The organism is Acidaminococcus intestini DSM 21505 (assembly GCF_000425045.1).
Lineage (GTDB): Bacteria > Bacillota > Negativicutes > Acidaminococcales > Acidaminococcaceae > Acidaminococcus > Acidaminococcus intestini.
In genome coordinates, this window is the sequence record NZ_AULA01000014.1 from 22,103 (window position 1) to 45,288 (window position 23,186).

The window sequence follows — 23,186 nt, forward strand, 5'->3', positions numbered from 1 at the left end:
ATGAAAGGTCATCTTCCACCCGGAAGGTGGCCTTTTATATCGCTTCTTATAAACATAAAAAAAACTGCCCTTAGCGGGCAGTTTTTTCATTTACAAGAAGTGACGCCAGATGCACAATCTTATCGAGCTCCGGCATGGGGTCAAAGGTAAGAAGTTTTTCTGAAGGCGCTGTGCGGACCGTAATCGGCATGGCAAAGAAACGGCCTCGCAGGAATACGTCCATCTGGTTCTTGCGGACACTGATGGCAATACGGCCTGGCGTGTAATCGGAAAGTTCTTTCAAGGCATCAAGGAAAGGTCCCGATAGGGTGGCTTTCCCCACTTTACCGTAGAGGGCAAAGTCTTTATTGAGACGAATGTCAGGCACTTTAAGATTGATGAGTTGAGGCTGTGCTTCAAAGAAGGCAAGACGCATCGGCGTAGGGAAGGAGTCCTTTTGGAGCAATCTAAAATCAAGATCCGTTTTCTTGGGGAGCGTCAAGTGGAACCAGGCCCCACTATTCATGTGGATTCGTTTCTTCCCTTTTTCTTTCAGCTTAAAAAAGCAGGGGAGGGTGGCATCGCAGACGGAAATGGGAACATCCTTATAGGTGCCGCTCATGCCTTGTGCAAAATAGGGCTTTGCTTTATCGTCAGAGAGTGTAATGAGCTCTGCCTCATGAATCGTTGCCGCCGTAATCTCACCGCCGCTTTGGGGAAGCGGTGCATCAGAATGCAGTTTCTTTGCCGTCGTAAGAAGCAGGTTTTCCCGCGTGACGGACGCAAGATAGTTTTTTTGTTTTTTGCGCAGGTAAAAAATTTGGTAAATGACGGCAGCTGCCAACAGGACGAGGGAAAGAACCCGATTGAAGAAGGTTGCCGCCGCTGCAATGGCAAGAATGGGAATGATGAGAAAGGACGCTTTCTTATAGGTTTTATACTCATTGATGAGGGCTTGGATGATTTCCTTAGGTTCTCTTTCTGTCATGATCTGGTTCCGTAAGGGGAACCACACCTCCTTTTACTGTAACGTCTTTCCTTTAAGTTTACCATGGATGGGACCGAGTCACCACAGTAAAACGGCCATTTTACCAATAAAAGAAAGGCGTGGTGGAAGGTGTTCCATCGCCCTGTTGGCTGATTACTTCTTTCTATTTCTCCATCCATGCGGCCTTCCCCTCTGTCACTACAATTTTTTGGGGCGTGATCACAAGGCTGCATTCCGGCCCGTCCAGGGCATAGGCTTCAAAGTAGACTTGTCCTGCGTCATCTTTCTTGCTAACAACAATGGAAAAGCCGTTCTTTTTAGCAAAGTGAAGGGCAATCTTTTTATCGTTCATCGTTTTTTCGTTCTTTTCTTTCGTCATTTTTTCGGTAACTATGGGGCTTTTTCCAGTAGGCTGCGGCCATGTCGATGAAGTCGCGGGCAGCGCGGCTTAAGGCCGTTCCTTTTTGGTAGCTTGCCGTCATGGACCAGCGCAGGGGTGTTTCAAAGGAAAAATAGCGGATGCCTTTGGTGAAGTGACGGGCTGTCGATTCGGCGACGATGCCGCAGGAAATGCCGGCCCTGACCATTTCGAGGATGGTGGAGGGGTTCTGCGTTTCAAATAGGACATGGGGCGCAATTCCGCTTTCCCGGAAGGCGGCGTCGATAGAGGGACGCATGGTTGTTTCCTTTCGTAGAAGGATAAAAGGATAATCTGCCAGTTCGGATAGGGGAAGCCGGGGATACACGCTTTCTTTTGGCTTCAGGATGCCTGCAACTTCAAGAAAAGCGGGTACGGCAAGCAGGATTTCCTCTTCAAAAAGGGTCTCGTAAGCATCCTGGGTTTCTTGATCTGGAAAGAGGGTCATAAAGCCAAAATCGATGTCTCCACGGGCAATGAGGGGCTGCATGCGGTAAATATTGAGTTCATAAGGGACGACGGCCATGAGGGGATATTTTTTGTGAAAGCGCGGATAGACGTGGACGAACATGTCGGGACCGCGGACCGGAGTCATGCCAATGGAAAGGGTCCCTTTATAGCTGCCCGTAAGGTCGCTGATTTCGGCATAGGTCCTGCTTTTGGTGCGGAGGATCTCCCGCGCGCCTTTAAGATAGATTTCGCCAGCCCGGGTGGGAATCATTTCCGTTTTGGCGCGGCGAAAGAGGGGTATCCCGAGCTCCCGCTCTAGCTTGAGGAGCTGCTGATTCAGGGCGGACTGGGTGAGATAAAGCTTTTCCGCCGCCTTGGTGATGCTTTTTTCCTCGGCAATCTTGATAATATGTTCAATAAGATGAGTATCCATGGCGCTTCTCCCTAGACTTGATGCTGTCATTATACTACAGTGCTTTTTTCAAGGCAAAAAAGAGGCCTTCCCCCTGAATGTAAGGGAGAAGACCTCCGAAAGATTTCTTGTAAGGAAGTAGTCAGAACTTCCAATTGAATCCAGCTCGCAGGCTGTAGGTGCGATGAAAGTCATGACCAACGTAGCGTTCCATATCAAAGTACATGGACTGTTTATCTCCGGTCTTGACGCTGTAGCCAAGGCCGATAACGCCCCAGGTTCCTTTTTGATCATTTGTTGTGATATAGCGGTCGGTGCCATATGCCGCTGTTACATCATCTCCATCGAGGAATTCGTGGAGCAGGGACGCCTTGAAATAGCATTTGCTGTCAAGTTTCGGGTCAAGGTGCTTTACGAGGTCAAAGCCGAGGCGCCCCACGAGGCTCCAGCTGTGGTCCGCGGAGAGGGAAATCCCTTGGGAATCCACGGTATCAACCCCTCCGAGGTAAGAAACCTGGACCTGGGCTTGCGGAACGACGCTCCAGTCTTTTGAGAGCTTGTTGACCCGCCCGTATTCGGTAGAAAGATTGACTGAATGTCTGGTGTAATCGGCTGCATAGCCTGTGCCTGTTATTGCATCAGTGACACTGTAGTCTTCCTTGCCATAATGGTATTTGAGATAGCTGTCCCAGTAACTGTAGGTGCCTTTTTTCCAGTCGGCTTTCCTGGTGAGCTCTGTCGGGGTGTACACATGGGTATCATAAACGCTGATGGCGGTATCACGAAGCCCTAGGTTTCCGCTGGTTCCTTCAAAGTGACCTTCATTTTTGGTGTAGGCCACAGAGGTACTCAAACGATGCTTATGAGGCTCCTGGTTCCGTAAGACTGTTGTATAGCCAAGTTCATAGGTGTTGCCGTCAAGTTCGCCCGTCCCATCAATGCCAAGATTGCGGTAACGGAAACGAATCCAAGCCCCTTCGTGAGCGTCCGGCGTGAAGTACTGCGTGTGACCGCTTCGATTGGTAAAGGTATCCAGGTCGGTGAGGTAGCGCCAAGAAAGATCTGCTAGACGGGAGGGTGTCTTTGCGCCTTCATTGTGCTCGCGGCTCTTGACGACATAGATATTGACGGCGCTGTCCCCATTATAGAGGGCTTCCACATTTTCCGTACCGGGTTTTGCGAAATTTAGAGGACCGACTTCCTGAGAAACAGAGTAGGTCGAACCGCCGTTTCGGTCGTTATTGTAGGCAGCCGTATTCAAGGCGTCGGACGAAAGGGAACGGTATTCCGTCTTGTAGAGGTTGTTATAAATGCCGGAAGAAAGGGCGGCGACGAGTGTGCCGCTGCCAAAACCAAAGCCCGGATTCTTTACTGTTGCAAAACGAACGGCGTCACCCGGTTCCATCTCCTTATCCAAGGTGCTGATGTTTTTAATGGCGAGGGTCTGTTTATCACTGGTTCCGTTCTCGACGTAGAGCATATCGCTTTGACTGCCGTCATCGGCATCAAGGTCCATGGCAAAGGTGTGACTCCCCGAAAGGGTTCCGATTTCAAGGGAATCTCCACCGCTTTGATACTGCACGACCCCGCCGTCGCCCGAAAGGGTCGTTACGGCAGAAGCCTCCGTCATGTTCCATGTACTGCCGGCGTCAAGGGTGAGATCAATGGCTCCTATTCCCGGCAGGGGAGGATGAATGATATCTTCTCCTGAAAGGAGGCTTTCTTCTGACATGGAGGCCGCCATGATGCGCTCATTTAGAAGCCCCGTATCGGCTTGCCCCGTAAAAAGGGAGCCGTCACTGAGCGTAAGGGAAATTGTCCCGCCCGGAAGGGCTGCCTCAGGGTCCGTCGGGAAAATCCGTGTTATATTTCCAAAGTCGCTGCCAACGGAGGCATCCTCTCCATAGGCATACAAGTTGCCCGTAAGGGTGAGGGTTGCACCATCTGTGGGTGCCATCGTGATGGTGCCCTTGTCGTAGGCGAGAAGATGGCCCTCTACAGAGCTCCCTTTTCCGTAGGTTACAGAAAGGGTGCTCCCATCGCTTGATTTAGCTGATTCGGAGGCCGTCTCATTTTCTGCGACAAACAAATTTTCACTAGACGAAGGAAATCCGCCCGTGGAATCATCTCCAGTTCCGTCCCATCCGGGAACTGACTGACCGGAGCCACTGGCATCTCCTTCCTGAAAGGGATCGGGCACACCTGGGTCTACATTGGACGTATCCACGGCATGGGCTGCCAGGAAGGCAATACTACTTTTTACGGAAAGGGAGGCATTCTTGATTTCTGTCTGACTGCCCGTAAGGGACGCCGCCGCAATAGGACGCGCCACCACGGCCTCAAATTCCTCACCTGTGGCATCATCTGTCATCTTAGCCATGATAGGCTCTGTGCCCGTCGCAATTGTAAGGGTGCCGCCCTGAGCATCAACGCTTGTTTGGGACGCGTTCCGCGTCATGATGCCATAGAGAGGGGCTGTAATTTTTGTGCTTCCCGTGAGGGTCAGCTTGGCGTCCGTGCTCAGCTGGGCCCCTGTGCTATTTTCAGCGGAGATGACGTTGGTCCCTTTTGCGGATAGACTGGCTTCCATGCCATTCCATAGGTTGACAGCCGTCTGTTTCGCATCAATGATATTGTCGCCCTCTGCTTTAAGAATGACTTTCCCGGCAAGGTAAGATGTGATAGGGCTGCCTTCCGCCGTCACATCGATGCTGCTATAGCCACTCCCGCGGATGCCATAGGTAGCTCCGGTGACTTGGTTATTGCCACCAGCTGTGAGGGTGACGGTCCCAAAGGCCGGGCCGGCTTCTCCCCCACTTGCTATTGTCCCGACACTGATGCCGCTGCTGTAGGCATCGTTTGAATTGACAGAAATGAGATTGTCTTTTCCTGCCGAAAGCGTTACATCAGCACCGAGGAGGGTCTGGATGCCTGAAATACCGTAGGGGTTTTGATTCTGCAGAGCATTGCCTGCCGTGGCTGTGATTGTGTTGCTGCCATTTGTTGTAAGGGTAATCTGGGTGCGTTCATCCGTATTGATTCTACTGGGTGGCATATCCGGATTGGTTGGGTCATAAGGAAGTTCGCTTTCCCAAAAGCCATCAGAATCATCGCTCGCATCGGGAAAAAATCCTGTATCGTTATTGTCGCTGGGTCCACTCGCATAAAGGCCATGGTTGAATCCTTGCAGGGTAATCCCTTTTTCTCCTTCCAGAGTCACGTTTCCCCCTTCCGCGTAAAGGCCGGCTGCTTGGAGAGGGGTGAAAAACCAATTAGAATCATCGATGAGCTGAGTGTTGGTGGTGGAAGAAAGGGTCAGTTCCTGGGCTTTCATGGTGAGCGTCTTGCCGCTTGGCACATAAATCCCAGCCCGCGGACCCTTAACAGCAAAGCTTCCGTCCGCATTTGTAATGGTCACTTGCTCCGAGCTATCGTTATCCCATGTGTTCCCGCTCCCCATGGAAAGAGTCGATTCGCTGGAAGCATTTTCGAAGACTGTATCTTCCGCATAGGTCATTTCTGAATCAGATCCTATGGTAAGCACTTCAGCTGATGCTGCCGGTGATAACGATAGCACATAGAGCAGCACGCCTAGCGCACTTGCTGCAGATCGAAAAGAACCGCGATGTTTCATGTTACTTCCTCTCTTTTCTATTTAATAATGTGAATATTTGATGAAATCGTATATGCCGTTCATTATACCACAGATAAATGAAAAAATAATTTAAAAGATAATTATTATTGAATGTAAATAAAATAATGAGTATTTACCATAAAATGAGGATTAAAATGAAACATTGGGACGGATCCCTGTTAAACAATGGCACTTCGAATCACGGCTCCACGGACGCCAAGAGCCTCCAGAAGGGATGCCCTTGGATCGGGCCAGGAAAGGCCTCCCAAGACATAGATAGGCAGGGGGGAAGAGTGTATGAAGTTGGGGAGAGGCGTTAATCCGAGGGGAAGATTGTTGGGTTTGCAGGAGGTCGGAAAGAGGGGGCTTACAATCAAGTAGGAGGCTCCTGATTGAAGGGCTGTTTCAACTTCACTTAGAAAGTGTATGGAAATTCCCACGCCGTGGGGATAGGGCAGCTTCGTTTTGCCCTTTTCCAATAGGCATCCTGCTTCTTGAGGATGCATCTTTGACCATGCAGTCCAACTGCGTAAGGGCATATGAACTCCAGCAATTGCATCATCAAGGGCCAGATCCGGATGATTATGCGCAAGGAGCGGAAGCTTCCAGGCTTTGCAGAGATGAGCCGTTTCCTTAAATAGGTCCTCGTACGCCTCTTTTGATAGATCTTTTTCGCGAAGGATGAGGGCCGACGGGAATGGTGAAAGGTCAGGGATGCGTTTTTTTAGATAAGGAATCAAGGGCTCGGGATAAATCGTGCGGTCCGTCACAAGGACGTAGGGAAAGGACGCGTTCATAGGAAAATTGCGTCCGCCATGACGGGCTGCATCCCTTCTGATACAAGGTCGTTAAAGACGGCGTCTACGGAGCGGTGGTCGGCAATCTCAAACTGGTCGTCCCCTTCTTCTTTTTGGTGGCTGTGGGCACCAATGCCCGTGCTCACGCCGGCGGAAATCTTTGTGGCCGCAATCTGCATGAGGTGATCCCTGACGCGGGGCACTTCACGCGTTGAGACCGTGAGGGCCGAACTCGGCATCAAGAGACGGTAGGCACAGCAAATCTGGAGGAGTTCCGCTTCGCCGACGCCCATGGGGTAAATGGTCGTATTGCCCTTGATGGGGCGCAGGCGAGGGCAGGAAAAGGCGATTTCCGCATGGGGATACTTGCGCTGAAGGAGGTAGCCATGAAGGCCTGTAGCAAAGGCGTCGCGGCGAAAGTCTGAAAGACCCAGGAGCGCGCCGAGACCAACGCCGCGCATGCCGCCTAAAAGGGCCCGTTCCTGCGTATAGAAGCGGTAGGGGAAGACCCGTTTATTGCCCGCAAGGTGCAGCTTGCCATAAAGGTCATGGTCGTAGGTTTCCTGGAAAACGGTCACAAAGTCGCAGCCGCATTGGTGCAGGTATTCATAGTCTTTTTGGTTCACGGGATAGATTTCAAGACCGACAACGCGGAAGTAGCGGCGTGCCATCTTGCACGCTTCTCCAATATAGGAAACGGGGGACATGTGGCTGCTTTCGCCTGTGAGCATGAGGATTTCCTCAAGACCTGTGGCGGCAATGGCCTTCATTTCTTCTTCCATCTGGGCAAGGTCAAGACGGGCCCGGTGAATCTTGTTGTGGCAGTTGAAGCCGCAGTAGATGCAGTAATTTTCGCAGTAGTTTGCTAGATATAGGGGCGTAAAAAGAGCAACACTATTGCCGAAATAGCGGTCCCTAACGGCTTTGGCCTTTTGCGCCATGGCTTCAAGGTAGGGCCTTGCCGCAGGCGAGAGGAGGGCTCCGAAATCATGGGGCGAAAGGACGTCCTTTCTAAGGGCCGCTTTGACGTCACTTGCCGAGTAGGTCTGCTCTTCAAATTCTTTCATGAGGCGCTCCACATCTTCCAGCATGGTGGATGGCAGCTGGTCCATGCCGGGCTCGTAGGTCATGGGGTCCTTGATAGAGGAGGCAAGGGTCTTTTTGGCTTCTTCCGTCACAATGGTGGGGTTGATCTTTTCTTCTGTCATGGTCATCGCCTCCTAGTCTTCGTCCCGCAAAAATCCCGTCAAGGGACTCGAGGGGTCGGCCCCTTTTTGAAGGACGCGGCCAAGCCCCGCAAGATAGGCTGTGCGGCCCGCTTCAATGGCAAGGCGGAAGGCTTCTGCCATTTGGACGAGGTTTCCGCTTGTGGCAATGGCCGTATTGGCCATGATGGCTGTTACGCCCATTTCCATGGCGGCGCAGGCTTCGGACGGCTTTCCGATGCCGGCATCAACGATGATGGGAAGGTCAATTTCATCAAGCAGGATGTTAATCCATTCCTTATTGACAAGGCCTTTATTGGACCCAATGGGGGCGGCAAGGGGCATGATGCAGCTTGCGCCGGCATCTTTCATGGCGCGGGCCGCTGTAAGGTCCGGGAACATATAGGGCATGACGACAAAACCCTCCTTTGCAAGAGTCTCCGTGGCCTTGATGGTTTCTGCGTTGTCAGGAAGGAGGTAACGCGAATCCTTCATGATCTCGATCTTGATAAAGGGCGTATGGCAGATTTCTCGGGAAAGACGGGCGATGCGTACGGCTTCGTCAGCGTTTCGGGCACCTGATGTGTTGGGAAGGACTGTCACCGATTTGGAAATATAGTCCATGATGTTTGCCTTGCCGCCTGTATTGACGCGGCGCAGGGCAAGGGTCACCATTTCCGCACCGGCCCCTTTGATGGCCGCTTCGATAAGGGGCAGGGAAAATTTCCCCGACCCTAGAATAAAGCGGGACGAAAAGGTGTGTCCATCCAAGGTCCAAGTATCGTTTTCTTTCATGCTAAATTCCTCCGTATTCTTTTAAAAGGTGCGGCGCTTAATAGGCGCCGTTTTTTCCAAGCAGTAGCCACGTGACGACGTTTGCCATCATGGCACTGCAGATGGCAACGCGGGGCGCCATGAGTCCAGCACCGGGTTTAGGGGCCGAGACACTGTCGCCGCAAAGATAAAAATGGGGGCTCACTTCCCGCACTTTCATGAGTCCTGTTTTCCCAAAGCCCGCCATGCCGGAGCCGCTTACAAGATAAGCGTCCGGTTTTTGGCAGCGCACTTCACGGGCCAGCATGGCCTTTTGGTCCGCCTTATCAAAGGCTTCACAGATGATGGTCGCGTCCCCGACGCAGGATGCAAGGTTTTTCGGGGTGACGCGGGCCGTGACGGTTTCATAGGTAAGGAAAGGATTGATCTTCATGAGGAATCCTTTGAGGGCGTCCGTTTTTTTGACGCCCACGTGCTCCACAAAATAGGACTGGCGGTTGAGGTTTGTCCAGTCCACGTTATCAAAATCGACAAGGCGCAGATGGCCTACCCCGATGCGGGCAAGACTCACGGCGATATTGGAGCCAAGGCCACCGAGACCGCAGATGGTGACAAAGCCAGCGTCCAGTTTTTCCTGGACCTTTTTCCCATGGCGCTCGCAAAGGGCGCTATAAATGGCGCCTGCCACTGGATCCGATGTATTCCAAGGGGTGAGAACTGCCGTTTTTTCAGCCGCCGCCAACAAAGCTCACCACCTCCAGTCGCATGTCCTTTTTGAGCGCCATGGCGTCCCAATCTTCTTTTGGCACAAGTCTGCCGTCCACTTCTACGGCCGTGTAGATAGGTACGGCACCTAGGGCCTTCAAGGCGTCCGTAACAGTGGCGCCTTCTTTTAGGGTGCAGGCCTTGCCATTTACCATGATTTCCATTTCTTCCTTCCTCCTTTTTGCTGAAACGGCAAAAAAGGTCCACGAAAGTTGGCACCCGAGGTGGTGCCCCCCTTCGTGAACCTTTTGGTTCAGTCTCAGCCTATGAATTTTTTCAAACAAAATAGCGGGGACCTTTTCGATCCCCGCCTGTCAATTGCGTCATCCCTACGTTGGCATTATCCAAATCAGGTTGTGGGTCGAAGTCGAACTTCCTCTCAGCAAAAAGCTCCCCAAATATTCTGTTTACCTTGTAAGCATAGTCCTTTTACATAACATTGTCAAGTCAGGCGCCCCTTTAGAAAGTCGAAATCTGGTGGCACAGGGCCTTCCCCACGCTTTCTGCCATCTTGTCAAGGGTCTTTACGCGCACCAGGTCCTTACCAAAGATTTTTTGGGCATCTTCCATGGAGCCTGCAATTTCGTCGTTGATGAGGCCCACGATGCGCACGCCGTCGCGGCGCAGGGACGCGGCTTCGGCCGCCGTGTCATCAACGGCCCGCTCGTCCCGGTATTCGTGCTGGCTAAGGGCTCCTTTGCCAGTATAAAGGGGATGGTCATCATTCGGAGACGCGTCCGTCAGCATGACAAGGATTTTTTTGGCATCTGTCAGGTCCCCCATGAGGACGCGGGCGCCGCGCAGGGCAAGACCGTCCCGGTTCCAGCCCGTGGCACAATAGCTAAAAACACTCGTGCTTTTTTTCTTTTCTTCATAGCTTTGGTAGAGCGTCATGACTGTATAGCCTCGGAGGGTACAGAAGGAATAAATTTGGTAAGGAATGCCGCAGGCGCGCAGGGCCTCTGCAATGACGTAGGCCTGGGCTGCAATGACCCGCTGGTATTCGCCGCGCGACGCTGAGGCGTCGAGCATAATGTCAACCGTAAAGTTTGGGGTATAGACATCTTCCTGACCATAAAAGACCCTGTTGTCGTCCAAATAGAGTCCCCGCCAGATGAGCCCTGGCACAAGGTCTCCGCTTTTTGCTGGAATGGGCAGCTTCATGCGCGTCATCTGGAGCGCCGTGCGCAGCTGCCCCGTAAGACGGGTGATGCTCTTGCGATATTTTTCGTTATTTTCTTTGTAGTAGGTGATGTTGCGGGCGCGCTGTCTGCGGGCATTTAAAAGCCACTGGGAAGCATCTCCCGTTGCTCCTTTGCTCCCGAGGCGCCCCCGCGTAAAATGCAGGTGGGCGCCCCGATGGGGGCCGGTGCAGTATTGCCGTTCAATCGCAAGGACCTTATCGGCACTGTAAAGGGAGGCCCCAAAGCAGGTGACAATATAATCGTGGTTTTTTACGGCAGTTTGGCCGGTAATCAGGGCCATGAGGCCATTACGCTCCTTCTTGCCGTTTACGATTTCTTCCTCATCATGACGCACGACCTGGAAGTTCAGGATGGATTCATGCCGCGTCTTAAACTGCGGCACGAGAAAGTTCAAGATGGCGGCTACAGGGCTTGAGATGATGACCTTTTCCAAGCTTTCTCGAACAAGGAAGCGGGAAACAAAGTACTTTTTTGTCAGCTTGCGAAAATGGTCGCAAATTTCTTCTGCTGTCCATGACGGGTCAAACCGCAGCCCTTCATAAAGCCCCTTGGCCCAAGGATCCACAAGGCCGGTTTTTTCACCAAGAACTTCATGCCAGCGGGCCGCTTGCATTTCTTGGGCCACGCCATGACGGATGGAAAGGGGCCCGTTAAAATAGTTTTGGGCCTGCTGCCTGCGAAGATAGGCAAGGACAGGGCGCTGGGGGAGTTCCTTGACATAGGCGCAGCCTTCTAGCCCCAGCCACAAAAGGTCACTGAATAGATCGGCAAGGGCGGCGGTCTTCATCTCGTCAAAAAGTGCTTGCAGGACCTTCATGTCATAATATTTTCGAATAATGCCAATGACGGCATTGAGGTAGAGGTTCGGTTCGTGCGTGTCAGGGACAAAAGAAAGAAAATCCGGATCGTAAGTGTAGTCTCCGGATACGTCCCAGACGATGTTGAGAGCCCGTCTCCGCCGGTAGTCATATCTTTTCTTTGCCATCGTGAACCTTCTTAGTCACTGAAAATATCACGTCTGCCATAGGATCCTGGAATGTGGAGGTTGATTACATCGAGGATGAGGGCTGGCTCATATTCGTCAAAGGATTTGTTGATGATACCCATTTTGAGGGCCCGGTGAGCTTCAAGACCTCGTTTCATGAGATGGAGGGCGTCAAGGAGACCGCGCAGGTCAAGGGCCTTATCGGAAATTTCCGCTTCACTGCATTTTTTCTCCAAATCAAGGAAAATCTGCACAAAGGCATCGCAGGCCGTATCCTTCATGGTCGGGAATTCTGTCCGTAAGAGACGGGCCAGCGGCTTTTCCTTGATGGGCGGCAGCTGGATGACCGTAAAACGGCTCATGAGGGCCTCGTTCATTTCCCGCGTGCCTGAGTATCCGTAGTTCATGGTGGCAATGAAGCGGCACGCCGGGTCGACTTCAATCATGCGATAGCCCGGAATGTCGATGCGGCGGCGGTAGTCGAGGAGGGAATGAAGTACTGCCATGGCTTCGTTGCGGGCCATATTGATTTCGTCAAAAACGCCGAAGCCGCCCCTCGTAGCGCATTCATAGACCGGACCGGGACGGAACTGGACTTCCCCGTTTTTAAAGGTATCGGTGCCCAGCATGGCTGATGCGTCCATGTTGATATGGAAGGAAATGTTCCACATGGGGCGGGAAAATACTTGGGCCAGATTTTCAGCAAGAACGTTTTTGCCCGTTGCCTTGGGGCCTACAAGGAGCAAATTCTGCCCACATAAGAGGGCAGAAAGGGCGTCTTCCCAGACTTCCTTGCCAAAAAAAGGAAAATGGGGCATGGGCACACGGTCCTTATCCGCTTCTGTTACAGGAAACTTGCCGCGATAGGCTTCAAGGTCTTTGATGAGGCTTTCCTCGACGCCTTCACTGCGCAAAAAATCAAGTGATAACATAGTGATCAGTCCTTATCAAGTAAATGTCACTGCTATTTCATATTATACCACGGGGACTTGATGGTGCTGATAAAATCTCCCTGTTTTTCTGTTGACAGGAAAGAAAAGCGGTTGTAGAATCATATAGAAAAAATTCTATATGTAGGAGGCTGCAAATGAATGACAGCTACCAAGACTTGGCCCGCTTTTTGAAAGCCCTGTCCGATCCCAAACGCCTTGCCATTGTCGATATGCTTTCCTGCGGCGAGCGCTGTGCCTGCGACCTGCTTGATTATTTTTCCGTTACCCAGCCCACCTTGTCCCACGATATGAAGGTACTTCTTGCGTGCGGTATCTGCACAAGCCGGAAGTCAGGGAAAAATACCTATTATGCCCTGTGTGGTGACACCCTTGAAAAGTTCGAAGGGGTTCTCCATCATATCCTGTCACCCAAAAAAGACTGTATTTGCTTTTTGCAGAAAAAGGGGAAATGTACCTGTGAATCCTAACAGAAAGAAGGAATCCATCTTGAACTTTGAACCTGCATCGGGTATCAGTTTTTTTCAGCGCTATTTGACCCTTTGGGGCCTTTTATGCATGGCTGCAGGCATTGCTGTAGGCCATTTTATGTCGGGCCTTGTTACCTTGCTGAATGGTCTTACAGTGAGCGGGATTTCTCTTCCCATTACAGTCCTTATTTGGATCATGATTTTTCCTATGATGATGGAGGTGGATTTTGAGAGCATCCGCAGCGTAGGAAAAAATCCTAAAGGTCTTTTTGTCACGTGGATTGTCAACTGGCTTGTGAAGCCCTTTTCCATGTATCTTGTGGCCTCCTTTTTCCTGATGGTCCTGTTCCGCTCCTTGATCAGCACGGACCTTGCCCGTCAGTATCTTGCCGGAGCCGTTTTGTTAGGGGCGGCGCCCTGCACGGCCATGGTTTTTGTCTGGAGCACGCTCACAAAGGGGGACCCCGCCTATACAGTGGTGCAGGTTGCTACGAATGATCTCATTATTCTTGTGGCATTTATCCCCATCGTGCGTTTTCTTTTGGGCGTTTCCCAAGTGGCGGTGCCTTACGGAACCCTCTTTTTGAGCGTCATTCTCTTTGTCCTCATCCCCCTTGTAGTCGGCACGCTGACGCGCCTTATGGTCACGTGGCGAAAGGGCATAGCCTATTTTGAATCCGTCTTTTTGCCGCGATTTGACCATGTGACCATGGTGGGGCTCCTCTTGACGCTCGTCATCATTTTTGCCTCTCAGGCGGAACTTATCCTTCGTAATCCGTTCCATATCGTCCTGATTGCGCTTCCCTTGGTGCTGCAGACCCTCTTCATCTTTACTGTCAGTTTTGGCACCTGCCGGCTCCTGCACCTGCCTTTTGCCATTGCTGCACCGGCGGGCATGATTGGGGCGTCAAATTTCTTCGAACTGGCTGTTGCTGTTGCCATTGCCCTTTTCGGGACTTCAAGCCCGGCGGCTCTTGCAACGACGGTGGGGGTCCTTACGGAAGTGCCGGTCATGCTTTTTTTAGTAAACGTTGCCAATCGGCTTAGATGGTAACAAAAAACCTGCTGCCTCAATATGGACAGCAGGTCATTTTTATTTTGCGTGCCGTTTTTTTGCCCGTCGATGGAGCACAAAAAGCAGTAGGTAGAGCATGCCGACACCGGTAAGAAGTGTCAGGGGTGCGCTGCCGCCTGTTACGCCGGCAACAATGTAGCTGATGAAGCAGGAAATGGCAACGACCGTTGCATAAGGAATCTGGGTCGCGACATGCTGCATGTGGTTGCAGCCTGCACCGGACGATGACAGGATTGTCGTATCGGAAATCGGGGAGCAGTGATCGCCGAAGACGGAACCCGCAAGGGTGGCCGCCAAGGTCACGGTCATGATCTCACTGGGAGCAGCCTGGCAGATGAAGACGACAATGGGAATAAAGATCCCAAAAGTACCCCATGCCGTTCCGATGGAAAAGGACAATCCTGCGGATACGAGAAAGACGATGGCTGGAATCAGTTCCACAGGCAGATGGCTTTGCTCAACGAGCATGCCGATGAATTTTCCTGTGCCAAGATAGCTTTGACAGAGCGTTCCAATGGTCCAAGCGAGGGTCAGGATGATGTAGGCGGGTACCATGGTGTTGATGCCGGTTGCAATGTTGCTCATGAAATCCTTGAAAGACAGGAGCTTTCTAGGAACAAACATGATAAAGGCAAGGATAAGGGCCATAAAACCGCCAAGAACAAGGGCCGCTGAAGAGTTGCAGTTGCCGATGGCTTCTTGGATGGTCATAGGTTTGGTCCAGTAGCCGCCGTTGTAGATCATGGCAAGAATGGTAAAGATGATGAGGCCTCCAATGGGGATGATGAGGTCCCAGACTGTTCCTTTAGGAAGGTTCCCTTTGTCAGTGGGGCTGACCTTTTGGTCAATAGCGCCCAGGTCTCCTTGGGTCTCTGCCTTCCATTCCGCGTCCGCCATGGGACCAAATTCAGGATCCGTAAAGGAAAGGGTGAGGACCATGAGGATGGACAGGATGGCGTACATATTGAAAGGAATAGTGGCAAAGAATGCGGACAGTTCATTGGTAAAAGAGCCTGTTTCAAAAAGGGTGGAGCCTACGGCGGCAGCCCAGCTCGAAACCGGTGCGATGATGCAGACCGGAGCGGCCGTCGTATCAATGATGTAGGCTAATTTCGCACGGGAAATATGGTACTTGTCCGTAACTGGCTTCATAACCGTTCCGACTGTGAGGCAGTTGAAATAGTCATCGATGAAGATGAGCACACCGAGAAAACTGGTGGCAAGTTCTGCGGACCGTTTGCTGCGGATTTTTTGCGTGGCCCAGGCTCCATACGCTTGGGAGCCGCCCGCTTTGGTAACGACACAGACGAGGGCACCCAGAAGGGCTAAAAAGAGGATGATGTTAAATTTATCCGGTGTGCCGACAGTCTTTGCCATGACCTCAAAGGGAAAGGCCACCATATCCATGAAGCCGGCGCCCGTAAAGGCACAATAGATTACGCCGCCGGAAAGGATCCCCAGCATGAGGGAAGAAATGACTTCTTTTGTGATGAGGGCAAGGGTGATGGCAATGAGGGGTGGGAGCAGGGAATATATGCCAACGTCAATGGGTTCCATAAAATCTTTGTCTCCTTTTTGTTTACGTGAATTGATTTGCTTGTTACAAAGCCTTACTATTTTACCATATTTCACGGATTCGACATCAAAAATCTATAAAAATTCTCCATTTTGCTGTAAAATGGAACTATCTGAAAATAATTCTATCAATTTTGTTGCAGAAAAGGGAGCGATGCAGATGGAGAACCTTTTTCAGTGGATCAATTCGGTCCTTAAGTTTGTCGGCCCCCTCAGTGACTTTTTCTGGGACGTGCCGACTATGTTCCATGCCTATAAGTCCTTGCCTATCTTGGGCTCTTTTTCCCTTGCTATCGTGCTGCTGATGGGAAGCGGAATCTACTTTACCCTGCGTCTTGGCTTTATCCAAGTAAAAGGCCTGCCGCGCGCCATTCGCCTCATGGCGCATAATAAAGCCGATATGGGTATTTCTCCTGTTGCTGCCTTTATGCTGAGCTCTGCCATGCGCGTTGGTCCGGGTAACATCCTTGGCGTGACGGGGGCTATTTCTGTTGGGGGGCCGGGGGCCATCTTTTGGATGTGGGTATCCGGCTTTTTTGGCATGGCTACGGCTTTTGTTGAAGGAACACTGGCTCAGCTTTTCAAGGAACAGAAAGGACGGGAATTTGTCGGTGGTCTTCCTTTTTACGGCAGTGCCCTCCTTAATGGAAGCTCTGCGATAGGAATCTTCCTTTCAGGCCTTTATATTTTCTACGCCTTGGGCTGCCTGCCCGCCCAAGGGTATAATGTTGTCTCTTCCCTTGGCACCATGGCCGAAATCGTGACAGAAAGCTCCATCGATACGCAATCGACCTTCTATTATGCGGCGGCAGCCATTGTCATTGGGCTTACGGCCATCCTGACTTTTGGCGGCATCCGGAAAGTCACGAAAGTAACGGATCGTATGGTTCCTGTCATGGCCGTAATCTATGTGGGAACGACACTGATTCTCATTGCCGTAAACCTTGACAGCGTACCCTATTTCTTTCGTTCTGTATTAGAAGGCGCCTTTACGCCGGCGGCAATTTTTGGCGGAACCTTCGGTACCGTTCTCGTTCAAGGCGTCAAACGCGGCCTCATGTCAAACGAAGCCGGCCAGGGGACCATCACCATGAGTGCCGCCGCAGCAGACGACAATCATCCCTGTGAACAAGGACTGCTTTCTGCCCTCGGCGTCTTTCTTGATACGCATATCATCTGCACCATGACGGGGTTTATCGTTATTATGGCCCACGCTTGGGACAAGGATCCTGCTCTTTGGCAGGATGCCGGAAAGCTCCCGAAATACCTTCTTTCTGTTTCGGAACTGGTCCCGACAGCGTCCTTCCACGCCGCGGTCAATTTTGCCCTGACGCTTTGCTTCTGTCTGTTTGCCTATACCTGCCTTGTGGGCATGATTTCCTTTTCGGAAATTGCCGCTGCCCGTATGGGAAAAAGTCAGAGCCTTTTCATAACGGTGCGCGTCCTTGCCCTAGGTGTTGCCCTTTTCGGTGTTCTGGTCAATATTGCGGGCTATGATCTGGGAAATCTCTGGGCGTTTTCGGACCTTGCCAATATCATCCTTTGCTACGTCAACGTGCCACTTCTTTATCGAGGTTTTGCCTACGTCCTAAAGAGCAAGGAACACTTTGTAAGCGGCAGTACGGAGCCTTTTGACGGCAGTATCATGGGTATCCATACGCCATGCTGGCCCCGCGATTCCCATAAAGGGTAAGGCAGGTGTTCATGCGTTATCCCTTCCTTGATGCCCTGCGCGGGTTTTCCCTCTGTTCCATGACGCTCTACCATCTCCTGTGGGATATCGTCTACTTGAGTGGCCGCAGCCTTCCTTGGTATGATGGAATGGCGGGGTATCTTTGGCAGCAGAGCATCTGTTGGACCTTCATTGCTGTGAGCGGGATGTCCCTTGCCCTTGAAGTTAAAAAGAAAGGACGGAAAAGGGCAGCGAAAAGCCGACTCGTCCTTGTGGGGTGGGGGACGGCCATCACCTTTGTGACGCGGCAGGCCATGCCCCAGGAACCTATTTATTTTGGCGTCATTTTTTTTCTTGGTGCAGTGTCCTTGCTGACGATTTGCTTCTGGCCTGTCATGGAGAAAAAGCCAAAAGGAGCAGCCCTTTTCTGCGGCACCCTTTTTTTCTTTTTGCGCAACGCACCGCGGGGCTTTTGGGGCTTTGAACGGATGGTGGGGCCGGCCTTACCGGAGATGCTCACCCATTTCGGTCTTTTCAGTGCTTTTTGGGGGTTCCCACCAAGGGACTTTTATTCAGCGGATTATTTTCCTTTGATTCCATGGTGGGGCCTTTTTGGGTTTGCTGCGGCTCTGGGTGCCCTGTGGCTCAAAAAAGGCTCTGTACCTGACCTCCTAAAAAAAGACGTCCCTTTTCTGCGCACATTAGGCAGAAAGTCCCTATGGATCTACCTGCTGCATCAGCCCGTGATCATGGGGGTGATGTGGGGGATGGGAATGATAAAGATTTAACTCGGAGTATAAATGACTCCGAGTTTTTGTTTTGATGCTGTGATGCTAAGGCTGGCCCCAAACCGTCCCTTCTTCGAAGGGTGGGGGCCGAATTACATTCACCCTCAAACATGTTTCTCGGACTTCCGCTTCGTTTCAAAAGCGTCCTTTGAAACTCCGGGCGAATATGCCTCACTACCGTTCGTATAGGGACGTCACTGTCGTTCCTCATCTACCTCCAAACCCGGGAAATTCTGATCATAATAAATTTGCTGAAATTTCCACAAAATAGTAGTGCTAATGAATTTTGTAAGCGACACCTTCTTACACGAAAACGGTTCCTTTACTTCTGCAGCCGCTTTTTATAGGACCGGGCGGCTTCCAAAGTTCCGGATCTGTATTTGAGTAAATATGGCAGACGTCCATTACAAATTTAGCAGTCACTTGTTCCGCGTTTAACAACGCAGATGGACCGATATGGACCGTAGACGAAATCGTTTTCCGTTGCAATCAGAAAAAAATCCTAGGAGCGGTTCGACCGACGACTGCATTTTTTCGGGCGAATTTAAGCTGAATTTGTGTTACGTAACTTGTTACGACGGGGCATGCCCCATTACCATCAAATAGCTCTGTTTTCTGTAATGGGGCACGTAATTACATCGAATCGGAGCGATTTTTTGCTTCAAGTAAAAATAAAGAAGGTGGTTTGGGGTCGGTCTTATGAGCCAGCCGCCGCAGGCGGCCTCAGTCAGGCTGCCACTGGCAGCGTCTTAGCCAAGGGCATGATGAATGTTGAAGTTGGCTCGCCTCAGCCAAAGAAGGCCCCGTATCTATATGCTTTCCGCATTAGCCTACAAAAAATCCCCTAGAAAACAATTCGTTTTCTAGGGGATTTCTTTCTTTTCCTTACTTTCCAGCTGCCACTTCGCGCAGGGCTTCACCCATGCGGCGGATGCCTTCTTTGATGCGGTCATCAGGCATATTGGAGTAGTTGATGCGCATATGACGGTCGCTCTTTGTTGTCGGGTAGAAGAATTCCCCGAGGACGCCAGCTACATTTTTTTCAATGCATTTATCGAAGACCTTGCGGGCCGAGACACCTTCGGGGAAGGTGAGCCACAGGAAGAGCCCGCCTTCAGGATGGGTCCAGGTCGTGCCGTCAGTAAATTCCTTTTCCATGCACTGGATGATGAGGTCGCGGCGATGGCCATAAAGGGCGTTGATTTCTTTTACATGTTCATCAAGGCTGAATTCGTCCATATAGCGGTCAATGATGGCCTGATCAAAAGCGGACGAATGAAGGTCCGCACTTTGCTTGACCTTGACGAACTGAGGCATGATATCCGGGGAGCAGGCCAGCCAGCCGATACGCAGGCCTGGGCAGAATGTCTTGGAGAAGGTGCCCATGCCCATGACCTGACCGCGCTGATCCATGCTAAGGAGCGAGGGATTTGTTGTCCCTTCATAGCGCAGTTCCCCATAGGGGTTATCTTCCAGAACGGGGATATCATACTTTGCCATGATTTCCATAAAGGCTTTACGGCGTTCCATAGGCCAGCAGATGCCTGTCGGGTTTTGGAAGTCGGTAATGACATAAACAAGCTTGACATTTTCCGTCGTTTCAAGGATTTTTTCGAGGGCTTCCGGAATCATGCCCTTATCATCGGTCGGGACTTCCTTGAACGTGCATTCGTACGCCTTGAAAGCGTTGATGGCAGCAAGGTAGGTCGGAGCCTCCATGAGGACCACGTCGCCGGGGTTCAGGAAAATCTTGCCGGCCATATCGAGGTTCTGTTGGGAACCCGTTGTAATCAAGATGTTTTCCATCTTGAGATCGGAGTTGTAGATTTTGTTCATGCGGTCAGCAATCTTTTGTCGCAGGGTGGGTCGGCCTTCGGTCGTTGCGTACTGGAGAACTTTGCGGCCTTCTTCGGCGCAGACTTCCTGGGCAACCTTACTGATTTCATCGACAGGGAAAAGTTCCGGTGCGGGCAGACCGCCGGCAAAGGAGATGACTTCCGGGCGCTGGGTTACTTTCAGGATCTCACGGACGGCCGATGCTTTCATGCCGGCCATGCGGCTTGCTAATTGGTACTTCATAATTTTTCAAACCCCTCTCGAATACATGGTAACGGTGATTGCACTTTGTATACAATCCATTGGTATGTTATGAATGACTCTATTTTATTCCTCATCATTACAATAGTCAATTGAAAATATAGCAATCTACCTATAATGTAAAATAAAGAAAAAAACGTATCTAAATACGGAGTTTCGTCGTCGCTAAAAGGACAATTTTTAGTGGGATAAACCCTTTTTTCACGCTTCGTCCAATATGGTATAATGACAGGGATCCAGTTACGGGTGGGAAAAAGCGACTTTTTCCATCTTTTCAATCCTGAAAGGAGATTTTCATGAACGAGACCTTCCTTATCATCGATGGCAGCAGCTTGATCCATCGCGCGTTCTTTGCCCTGCCTTCCTTTACCAATAAAAAAGGCGTCAATACAGGTGCTGTCTATGGATTATGCAATATGCTCCTAAAACTTCTTGAAGAAGTGAAGCCAAGCTATATGGCCGTTGCCTTTGATAAATCGCGGCATAGCTTCCGGACGGAAAAATTTGCCGATTACAAGGGGCAGCGCAAGGCAACCCCGCCGGAACTTAAGGAACAGTTTCCTCTTGCCATTGAGCTCTTAACGAGCATGGGCATTCCGACCCTGGAAATGGATAATTACGAAGCAGACGATCTGATTGGGACCCTTTCCGCAACAGCTCCAAAAGAAATGAAGGTCATCATTGTAACGGGCGACCGTGATGAATTCCAGCTCATCAAGGAAAATGTCCATGTCTACTTCACTAAAAAAGGCATCACCCAAATTGGTAATTACGACGAAGCGGCCTTCCAGAAAGAATACGAAGGCCTTAGCCCCCGCCAGATCATCGATCTTAAGGGCCTTATGGGCGACACGAGCGACAATATCCCCGGTGTGCCTGGTGTCGGCCCCAAGACGGCCCTCAAGCTCATCAAGGAGTACCAGTCCGTGGAAGCCGTTTTGGATCATGCCGAAGAGGTCAAGGGCAAGAGCCTAAAGGAAAAGCTCATCACCTTTAGGAATCAAGCTCTCCTTTCCAAGGAACTTGCCACTATTTGCCTCACTGTTCCCATGGATACGGATCCTGCGTCGTATCGACTGACGGGCCTTACAGAAAAAAGCCGTGTCCTCATGGATGACCTCCAATTCAAGAATATGTGGAACCGGTTTTCCCCGGTCCTCGGACTTGCCGATGGAGTGAGTAAAGCTCAGGATGGCGGTGAAATGAGCATGTTTGGCGAGGTCATTGCCGAAGATGCCTATGAAACAGTCCCGCTTGCTTCGTTAGAAGCTGCCACAGCCTTTTTGACGCGTGTAAAAGAAGGCAGTGCGCCCCTGTCCCTTATGTATGAAACAGAAGGCCTCTTGCCGCACCTTACCCTTACCAGTCTTTCCGGTGCCCATGATCACAAGGTCTATGTTTGGGATAAGGCCCTTTTGAATGATGCAAATATGCTCGCCCTTTTGTGCGATGGCGCGATCAAAAAGATCGTCCCAAACCCAAAAGAACTGTATAAATTCATGCAGGGAAAGGGTGTTAGCCTGCAAGGCGTTATCGGAGATCCGTCTCTAGCGGCCTATCTTTATGAGCCGGGTGAAACCCATTATGACGTAAAGAGCCTTGCTGAAACGTATCTTCCTGCCAGCTGCGGCGGTACGGCCCAAGATGTGGAAGCCCTTATGCCCGTACTTGAAGGCCTCATGGCTGAACGCGGTCTTACGGAACTTTATCGGGACATTGAGCTTCCCCTTACGAAGGTTCTTGCTAATATGGAAGTAAATGGTATCACCCTGGATAAGGGCATGCTTGATGAAGTGACAAAGAGCATGACAAAACAGGTGGCTGACCTTGAGCAAAAGGCGAAGGAAGAGGCTGGTGAGGACTTCAATGTCAATTCACCCAAACAGCTGGGCGTTATCCTTTTTGAAAAATTGGGCCTTCCCATCATCAAAAAGACAAAATCAGGCTATTCCACGGATGTGAGCGTCCTGGAACAGCTGCAGGGAGAACATCCCATCATCGAGACCATCATGGAGTACCGTACGCTGTCAAAGCTTTTATCCACGTACTTAGTGGCGCTCCATCCCCTCATCAATCCCAATACGGGCCGCATCCATACCCATTTCAATCAGATGGCGACCGTGACCGGACGGCTTTCCAGTACGGATCCAAATCTGCAGAACATCCCTACCCGGACGGAAGTAGGCAAGCAAATGCGCCGGATGTTTGTACCCGGCAAAGGGTATGACCTCCTCATGAGCTGTGATTATTCCCAGGTTGAACTGCGCGTCATGGCAAGCATTGCCGGCGATGAACGCCTCATTGACGCCTTCCGTCATGGCCAGGATATCCATAGCAGGACGGCCTCGGAAATCTTTGGCGTGCCCATTGAGGACGTAACGCCTTTCATGCGCAGCAAAGCAAAGACCGTAAATTTTGGCATCATCTATGGCATCAGCGATTTCGGCCTTGGCCGGCAGCTTGGTGTGCCCAGAAGCGAAGCCGCTCAGTATATTGACAGCTACTTTGCCCGCTATACGGGCGTTAAGGAATACATGGAAGGGGAAAAGAAGAAAGCCCGTGAAATGGGATATGTCGAGACCCTTTTTGGCCGGCGCCGTTATTTGCCGGACATCCATGCAAAGAACTTCAACCGCCGCAGTTTTGCGGAACGGACGGCCATCAATACACCTATCCAAGGGACGGCAGCGGATATCATCAAGATTGCCATGCTCCATGTGGCTAAAGAACTCAAGGAAGCCGGCGTAAAAAGCCGCGTCCTTCTCCAGGTCCATGACGAACTGGTCCTTGAAGTGGTGGAAGAAGAAAAAGATAAAGTCAGTGCCATCGTGAAAAACGCTATGGAGCGCGCTGTCACCCTGAAGGTGCCCCTTGTGGCTGATATTGCCTTCGGTAAGACCTGGGCTGACGCAAAATAAGAGGGAAGGTGTGGGGGAACCCGCGCCTT

Annotated in this window: 18 protein-coding genes and 1 riboswitch; of the genes, 5 read left to right on the forward strand and 13 right to left on the reverse strand. The window is 51.2% G+C overall.

The window, feature by feature from the left end; all coding sequences use genetic code 11:
- Positions 1-70 precede the first annotated feature (70 nt).
- The 11 genes from H503_RS0105835 to H503_RS0105890 all read right to left on the reverse strand — a co-directional run bounded on the left by H503_RS0105835 (position 71) and on the right by H503_RS0105890 (position 12,544).
- Positions 71-967, reverse strand: coding sequence for a hypothetical protein (locus tag H503_RS0105835; RefSeq protein WP_016459999.1), 897 nt, complete (start codon positions 965-967; stop codon positions 71-73).
- 163 nt (positions 968-1,130) lie between these two features.
- The gene (locus H503_RS0105840) at positions 1,131-1,319 is read right to left on the reverse strand and encodes a hypothetical protein (RefSeq protein WP_014129037.1); all 189 of its coding nucleotides are present in this window, start codon (positions 1,317-1,319) and stop codon (positions 1,131-1,133) included.
- On the reverse strand, positions 1,309-2,268 hold the full coding sequence (locus H503_RS0105845; protein WP_009014933.1) for a LysR family transcriptional regulator: 960 nt from the start codon (positions 2,266-2,268) through the stop codon (positions 1,309-1,311). The genes H503_RS0105840 and H503_RS0105845 overlap by 11 nt, the downstream gene beginning before the upstream one ends.
- A 121-nt stretch (positions 2,269-2,389) precedes the next feature.
- Positions 2,390-5,881: an autotransporter outer membrane beta-barrel domain-containing protein gene (locus H503_RS0105855; RefSeq protein WP_026385568.1), complete on the reverse strand. Its 3,492-nt coding sequence runs from the start codon at positions 5,879-5,881 to the stop codon at positions 2,390-2,392.
- A gap of 179 nt (positions 5,882-6,060) precedes the next feature.
- Complete coding sequence (locus H503_RS0105860; RefSeq protein ID WP_009014931.1) at positions 6,061-6,678, reverse strand: thiamine phosphate synthase; 618 nt, start codon at positions 6,676-6,678, stop codon at positions 6,061-6,063.
- Entirely contained in the window at positions 6,675-7,892 is a 1,218-nt protein-coding gene (gene thiH, locus H503_RS0105865) for a 2-iminoacetate synthase ThiH (protein WP_009014930.1), read from the reverse strand. Before thiH ends, H503_RS0105860 begins: the two co-directional genes overlap by 4 nt.
- Positions 7,893-7,898: 6 nt before the next feature.
- The gene (locus tag H503_RS0105870) at positions 7,899-8,678 is read right to left on the reverse strand and encodes a thiazole synthase (protein ID WP_009014929.1); all 780 of its coding nucleotides are present in this window, start codon (positions 8,676-8,678) and stop codon (positions 7,899-7,901) included.
- A 37-nt stretch (positions 8,679-8,715) separates the two neighbouring features.
- The gene (gene thiF / locus H503_RS0105875; protein WP_009014928.1) at positions 8,716-9,402 is read right to left on the reverse strand and encodes a sulfur carrier protein ThiS adenylyltransferase ThiF; all 687 of its coding nucleotides are present in this window, start codon (positions 9,400-9,402) and stop codon (positions 8,716-8,718) included.
- Positions 9,386-9,586, reverse strand: a complete 201-nt coding sequence (gene thiS, locus H503_RS0105880) for a sulfur carrier protein ThiS (RefSeq protein WP_009014927.1) — start codon at positions 9,584-9,586, stop codon at positions 9,386-9,388. Before thiS ends, thiF begins: the two co-directional genes overlap by 17 nt.
- 144 nt (positions 9,587-9,730) lie before the next feature.
- Positions 9,731-9,829, reverse strand: a riboswitch (TPP riboswitch).
- 52 nt (positions 9,830-9,881) lie between these two features.
- Positions 9,882-11,612 carry a vWA domain-containing protein gene (locus H503_RS0105885; protein ID WP_009014926.1) on the reverse strand — a complete coding sequence of 577 codons (1,731 nt, stop codon included), beginning with the start codon at positions 11,610-11,612 and terminating at the stop codon, positions 9,882-9,884.
- An 11-nt stretch (positions 11,613-11,623) separates the two neighbouring features.
- Positions 11,624-12,544, reverse strand: a complete 921-nt coding sequence (locus H503_RS0105890; RefSeq protein ID WP_009014925.1) for an AAA family ATPase — start codon at positions 12,542-12,544, stop codon at positions 11,624-11,626.
- Positions 12,545-12,699: 155 nt separating this feature from the next.
- Between H503_RS0105890 and H503_RS0105895 the strand changes: the two genes are divergently transcribed.
- Entirely contained in the window at positions 12,700-13,032 is a 333-nt protein-coding gene (locus H503_RS0105895; RefSeq protein WP_009014924.1) for an ArsR/SmtB family transcription factor, read from the forward strand.
- 19 nt (positions 13,033-13,051) lie between these two features.
- Entirely contained in the window at positions 13,052-14,086 is a 1,035-nt protein-coding gene (gene arsB, locus H503_RS0105900) for an ACR3 family arsenite efflux transporter (protein ID WP_016460003.1), read from the forward strand.
- 39 nt (positions 14,087-14,125) lie between these two features.
- Here the strand turns inward: arsB and H503_RS0105905 are convergent, their stop codons facing one another.
- Complete coding sequence (locus tag H503_RS0105905) at positions 14,126-15,664, reverse strand: Na+/H+ antiporter NhaC family protein (RefSeq protein ID WP_026385569.1); 1,539 nt, start codon at positions 15,662-15,664, stop codon at positions 14,126-14,128.
- A 178-nt stretch (positions 15,665-15,842) separates the two neighbouring features.
- Between H503_RS0105905 and H503_RS0105910 the strand changes: the two genes are divergently transcribed.
- Both H503_RS0105910 and H503_RS0105915 read left to right on the forward strand, forming a co-directional pair.
- Entirely contained in the window at positions 15,843-17,375 is a 1,533-nt protein-coding gene (locus H503_RS0105910) for an alanine/glycine:cation symporter family protein (RefSeq protein ID WP_016460004.1), read from the forward strand.
- Positions 17,376-17,386: 11 nt separating this feature from the next.
- The gene (locus H503_RS0105915; protein ID WP_009014920.1) at positions 17,387-18,142 is read left to right on the forward strand and encodes a heparan-alpha-glucosaminide N-acetyltransferase domain-containing protein; all 756 of its coding nucleotides are present in this window, start codon (positions 17,387-17,389) and stop codon (positions 18,140-18,142) included.
- Positions 18,143-19,027: 885 nt separating this feature from the next.
- On the opposite strand, the gene H503_RS0105925 is transcribed toward H503_RS0105915, so the two are convergent.
- Positions 19,028-20,221, reverse strand: coding sequence for an aminotransferase-like domain-containing protein (locus tag H503_RS0105925; RefSeq protein ID WP_009014919.1), 1,194 nt, complete (start codon positions 20,219-20,221; stop codon positions 19,028-19,030).
- 314 nt (positions 20,222-20,535) lie between these two features.
- On the opposite strand from H503_RS0105925, the gene polA reads away from it, so the two are divergent.
- Entirely contained in the window at positions 20,536-23,157 is a 2,622-nt protein-coding gene (polA, locus tag H503_RS0105935; protein WP_009014918.1) for a DNA polymerase I, read from the forward strand.
- Positions 23,158-23,186 lie beyond the last annotated feature (29 nt).

Coding starts and splice junctions, on each gene's coding strand:
- thiH (WP_009014930.1), bottom strand. CDS start 7,892: ATGACCATGACAGAAGAAAAGATCAACCCCACCATTGTGACGGAAGAA.
- H503_RS0105915 (WP_009014920.1), top strand. CDS start 17,387: ATGCGTTATCCCTTCCTTGATGCCCTGCGCGGGTTTTCCCTCTGTTCC.
- H503_RS0105890 (WP_009014925.1), bottom strand. CDS start 12,544: ATGTTATCACTTGATTTTTTGCGCAGTGAAGGCGTCGAGGAAAGCCTC.
- H503_RS0105840 (WP_014129037.1), bottom strand. CDS start 1,319: ATGAACGATAAAAAGATTGCCCTTCACTTTGCTAAAAAGAACGGCTTT.
- H503_RS0105845 (WP_009014933.1), bottom strand. CDS start 2,268: ATGGATACTCATCTTATTGAACATATTATCAAGATTGCCGAGGAAAAA.
- H503_RS0105925 (WP_009014919.1), bottom strand. CDS start 20,221: ATGAAGTACCAATTAGCAAGCCGCATGGCCGGCATGAAAGCATCGGCC.
- H503_RS0105910 (WP_016460004.1), top strand. CDS start 15,843: ATGGAGAACCTTTTTCAGTGGATCAATTCGGTCCTTAAGTTTGTCGGC.
- polA (WP_009014918.1), top strand. CDS start 20,536: ATGAACGAGACCTTCCTTATCATCGATGGCAGCAGCTTGATCCATCGC.
- H503_RS0105870 (WP_009014929.1), bottom strand. CDS start 8,678: ATGAAAGAAAACGATACTTGGACCTTGGATGGACACACCTTTTCGTCC.
- H503_RS0105835 (WP_016459999.1), bottom strand. CDS start 967: ATGACAGAAAGAGAACCTAAGGAAATCATCCAAGCCCTCATCAATGAG.
- H503_RS0105895 (WP_009014924.1), top strand. CDS start 12,700: ATGAATGACAGCTACCAAGACTTGGCCCGCTTTTTGAAAGCCCTGTCC.
- thiS (WP_009014927.1), bottom strand. CDS start 9,586: ATGGAAATCATGGTAAATGGCAAGGCCTGCACCCTAAAAGAAGGCGCC.
- H503_RS0105905 (WP_026385569.1), bottom strand. CDS start 15,664: ATGGAACCCATTGACGTTGGCATATATTCCCTGCTCCCACCCCTCATT.
- H503_RS0105860 (WP_009014931.1), bottom strand. CDS start 6,678: ATGAACGCGTCCTTTCCCTACGTCCTTGTGACGGACCGCACGATTTAT.
- H503_RS0105855 (WP_026385568.1), bottom strand. CDS start 5,881: ATGAAACATCGCGGTTCTTTTCGATCTGCAGCAAGTGCGCTAGGCGTG.
- H503_RS0105885 (WP_009014926.1), bottom strand. CDS start 11,612: ATGGCAAAGAAAAGATATGACTACCGGCGGAGACGGGCTCTCAACATC.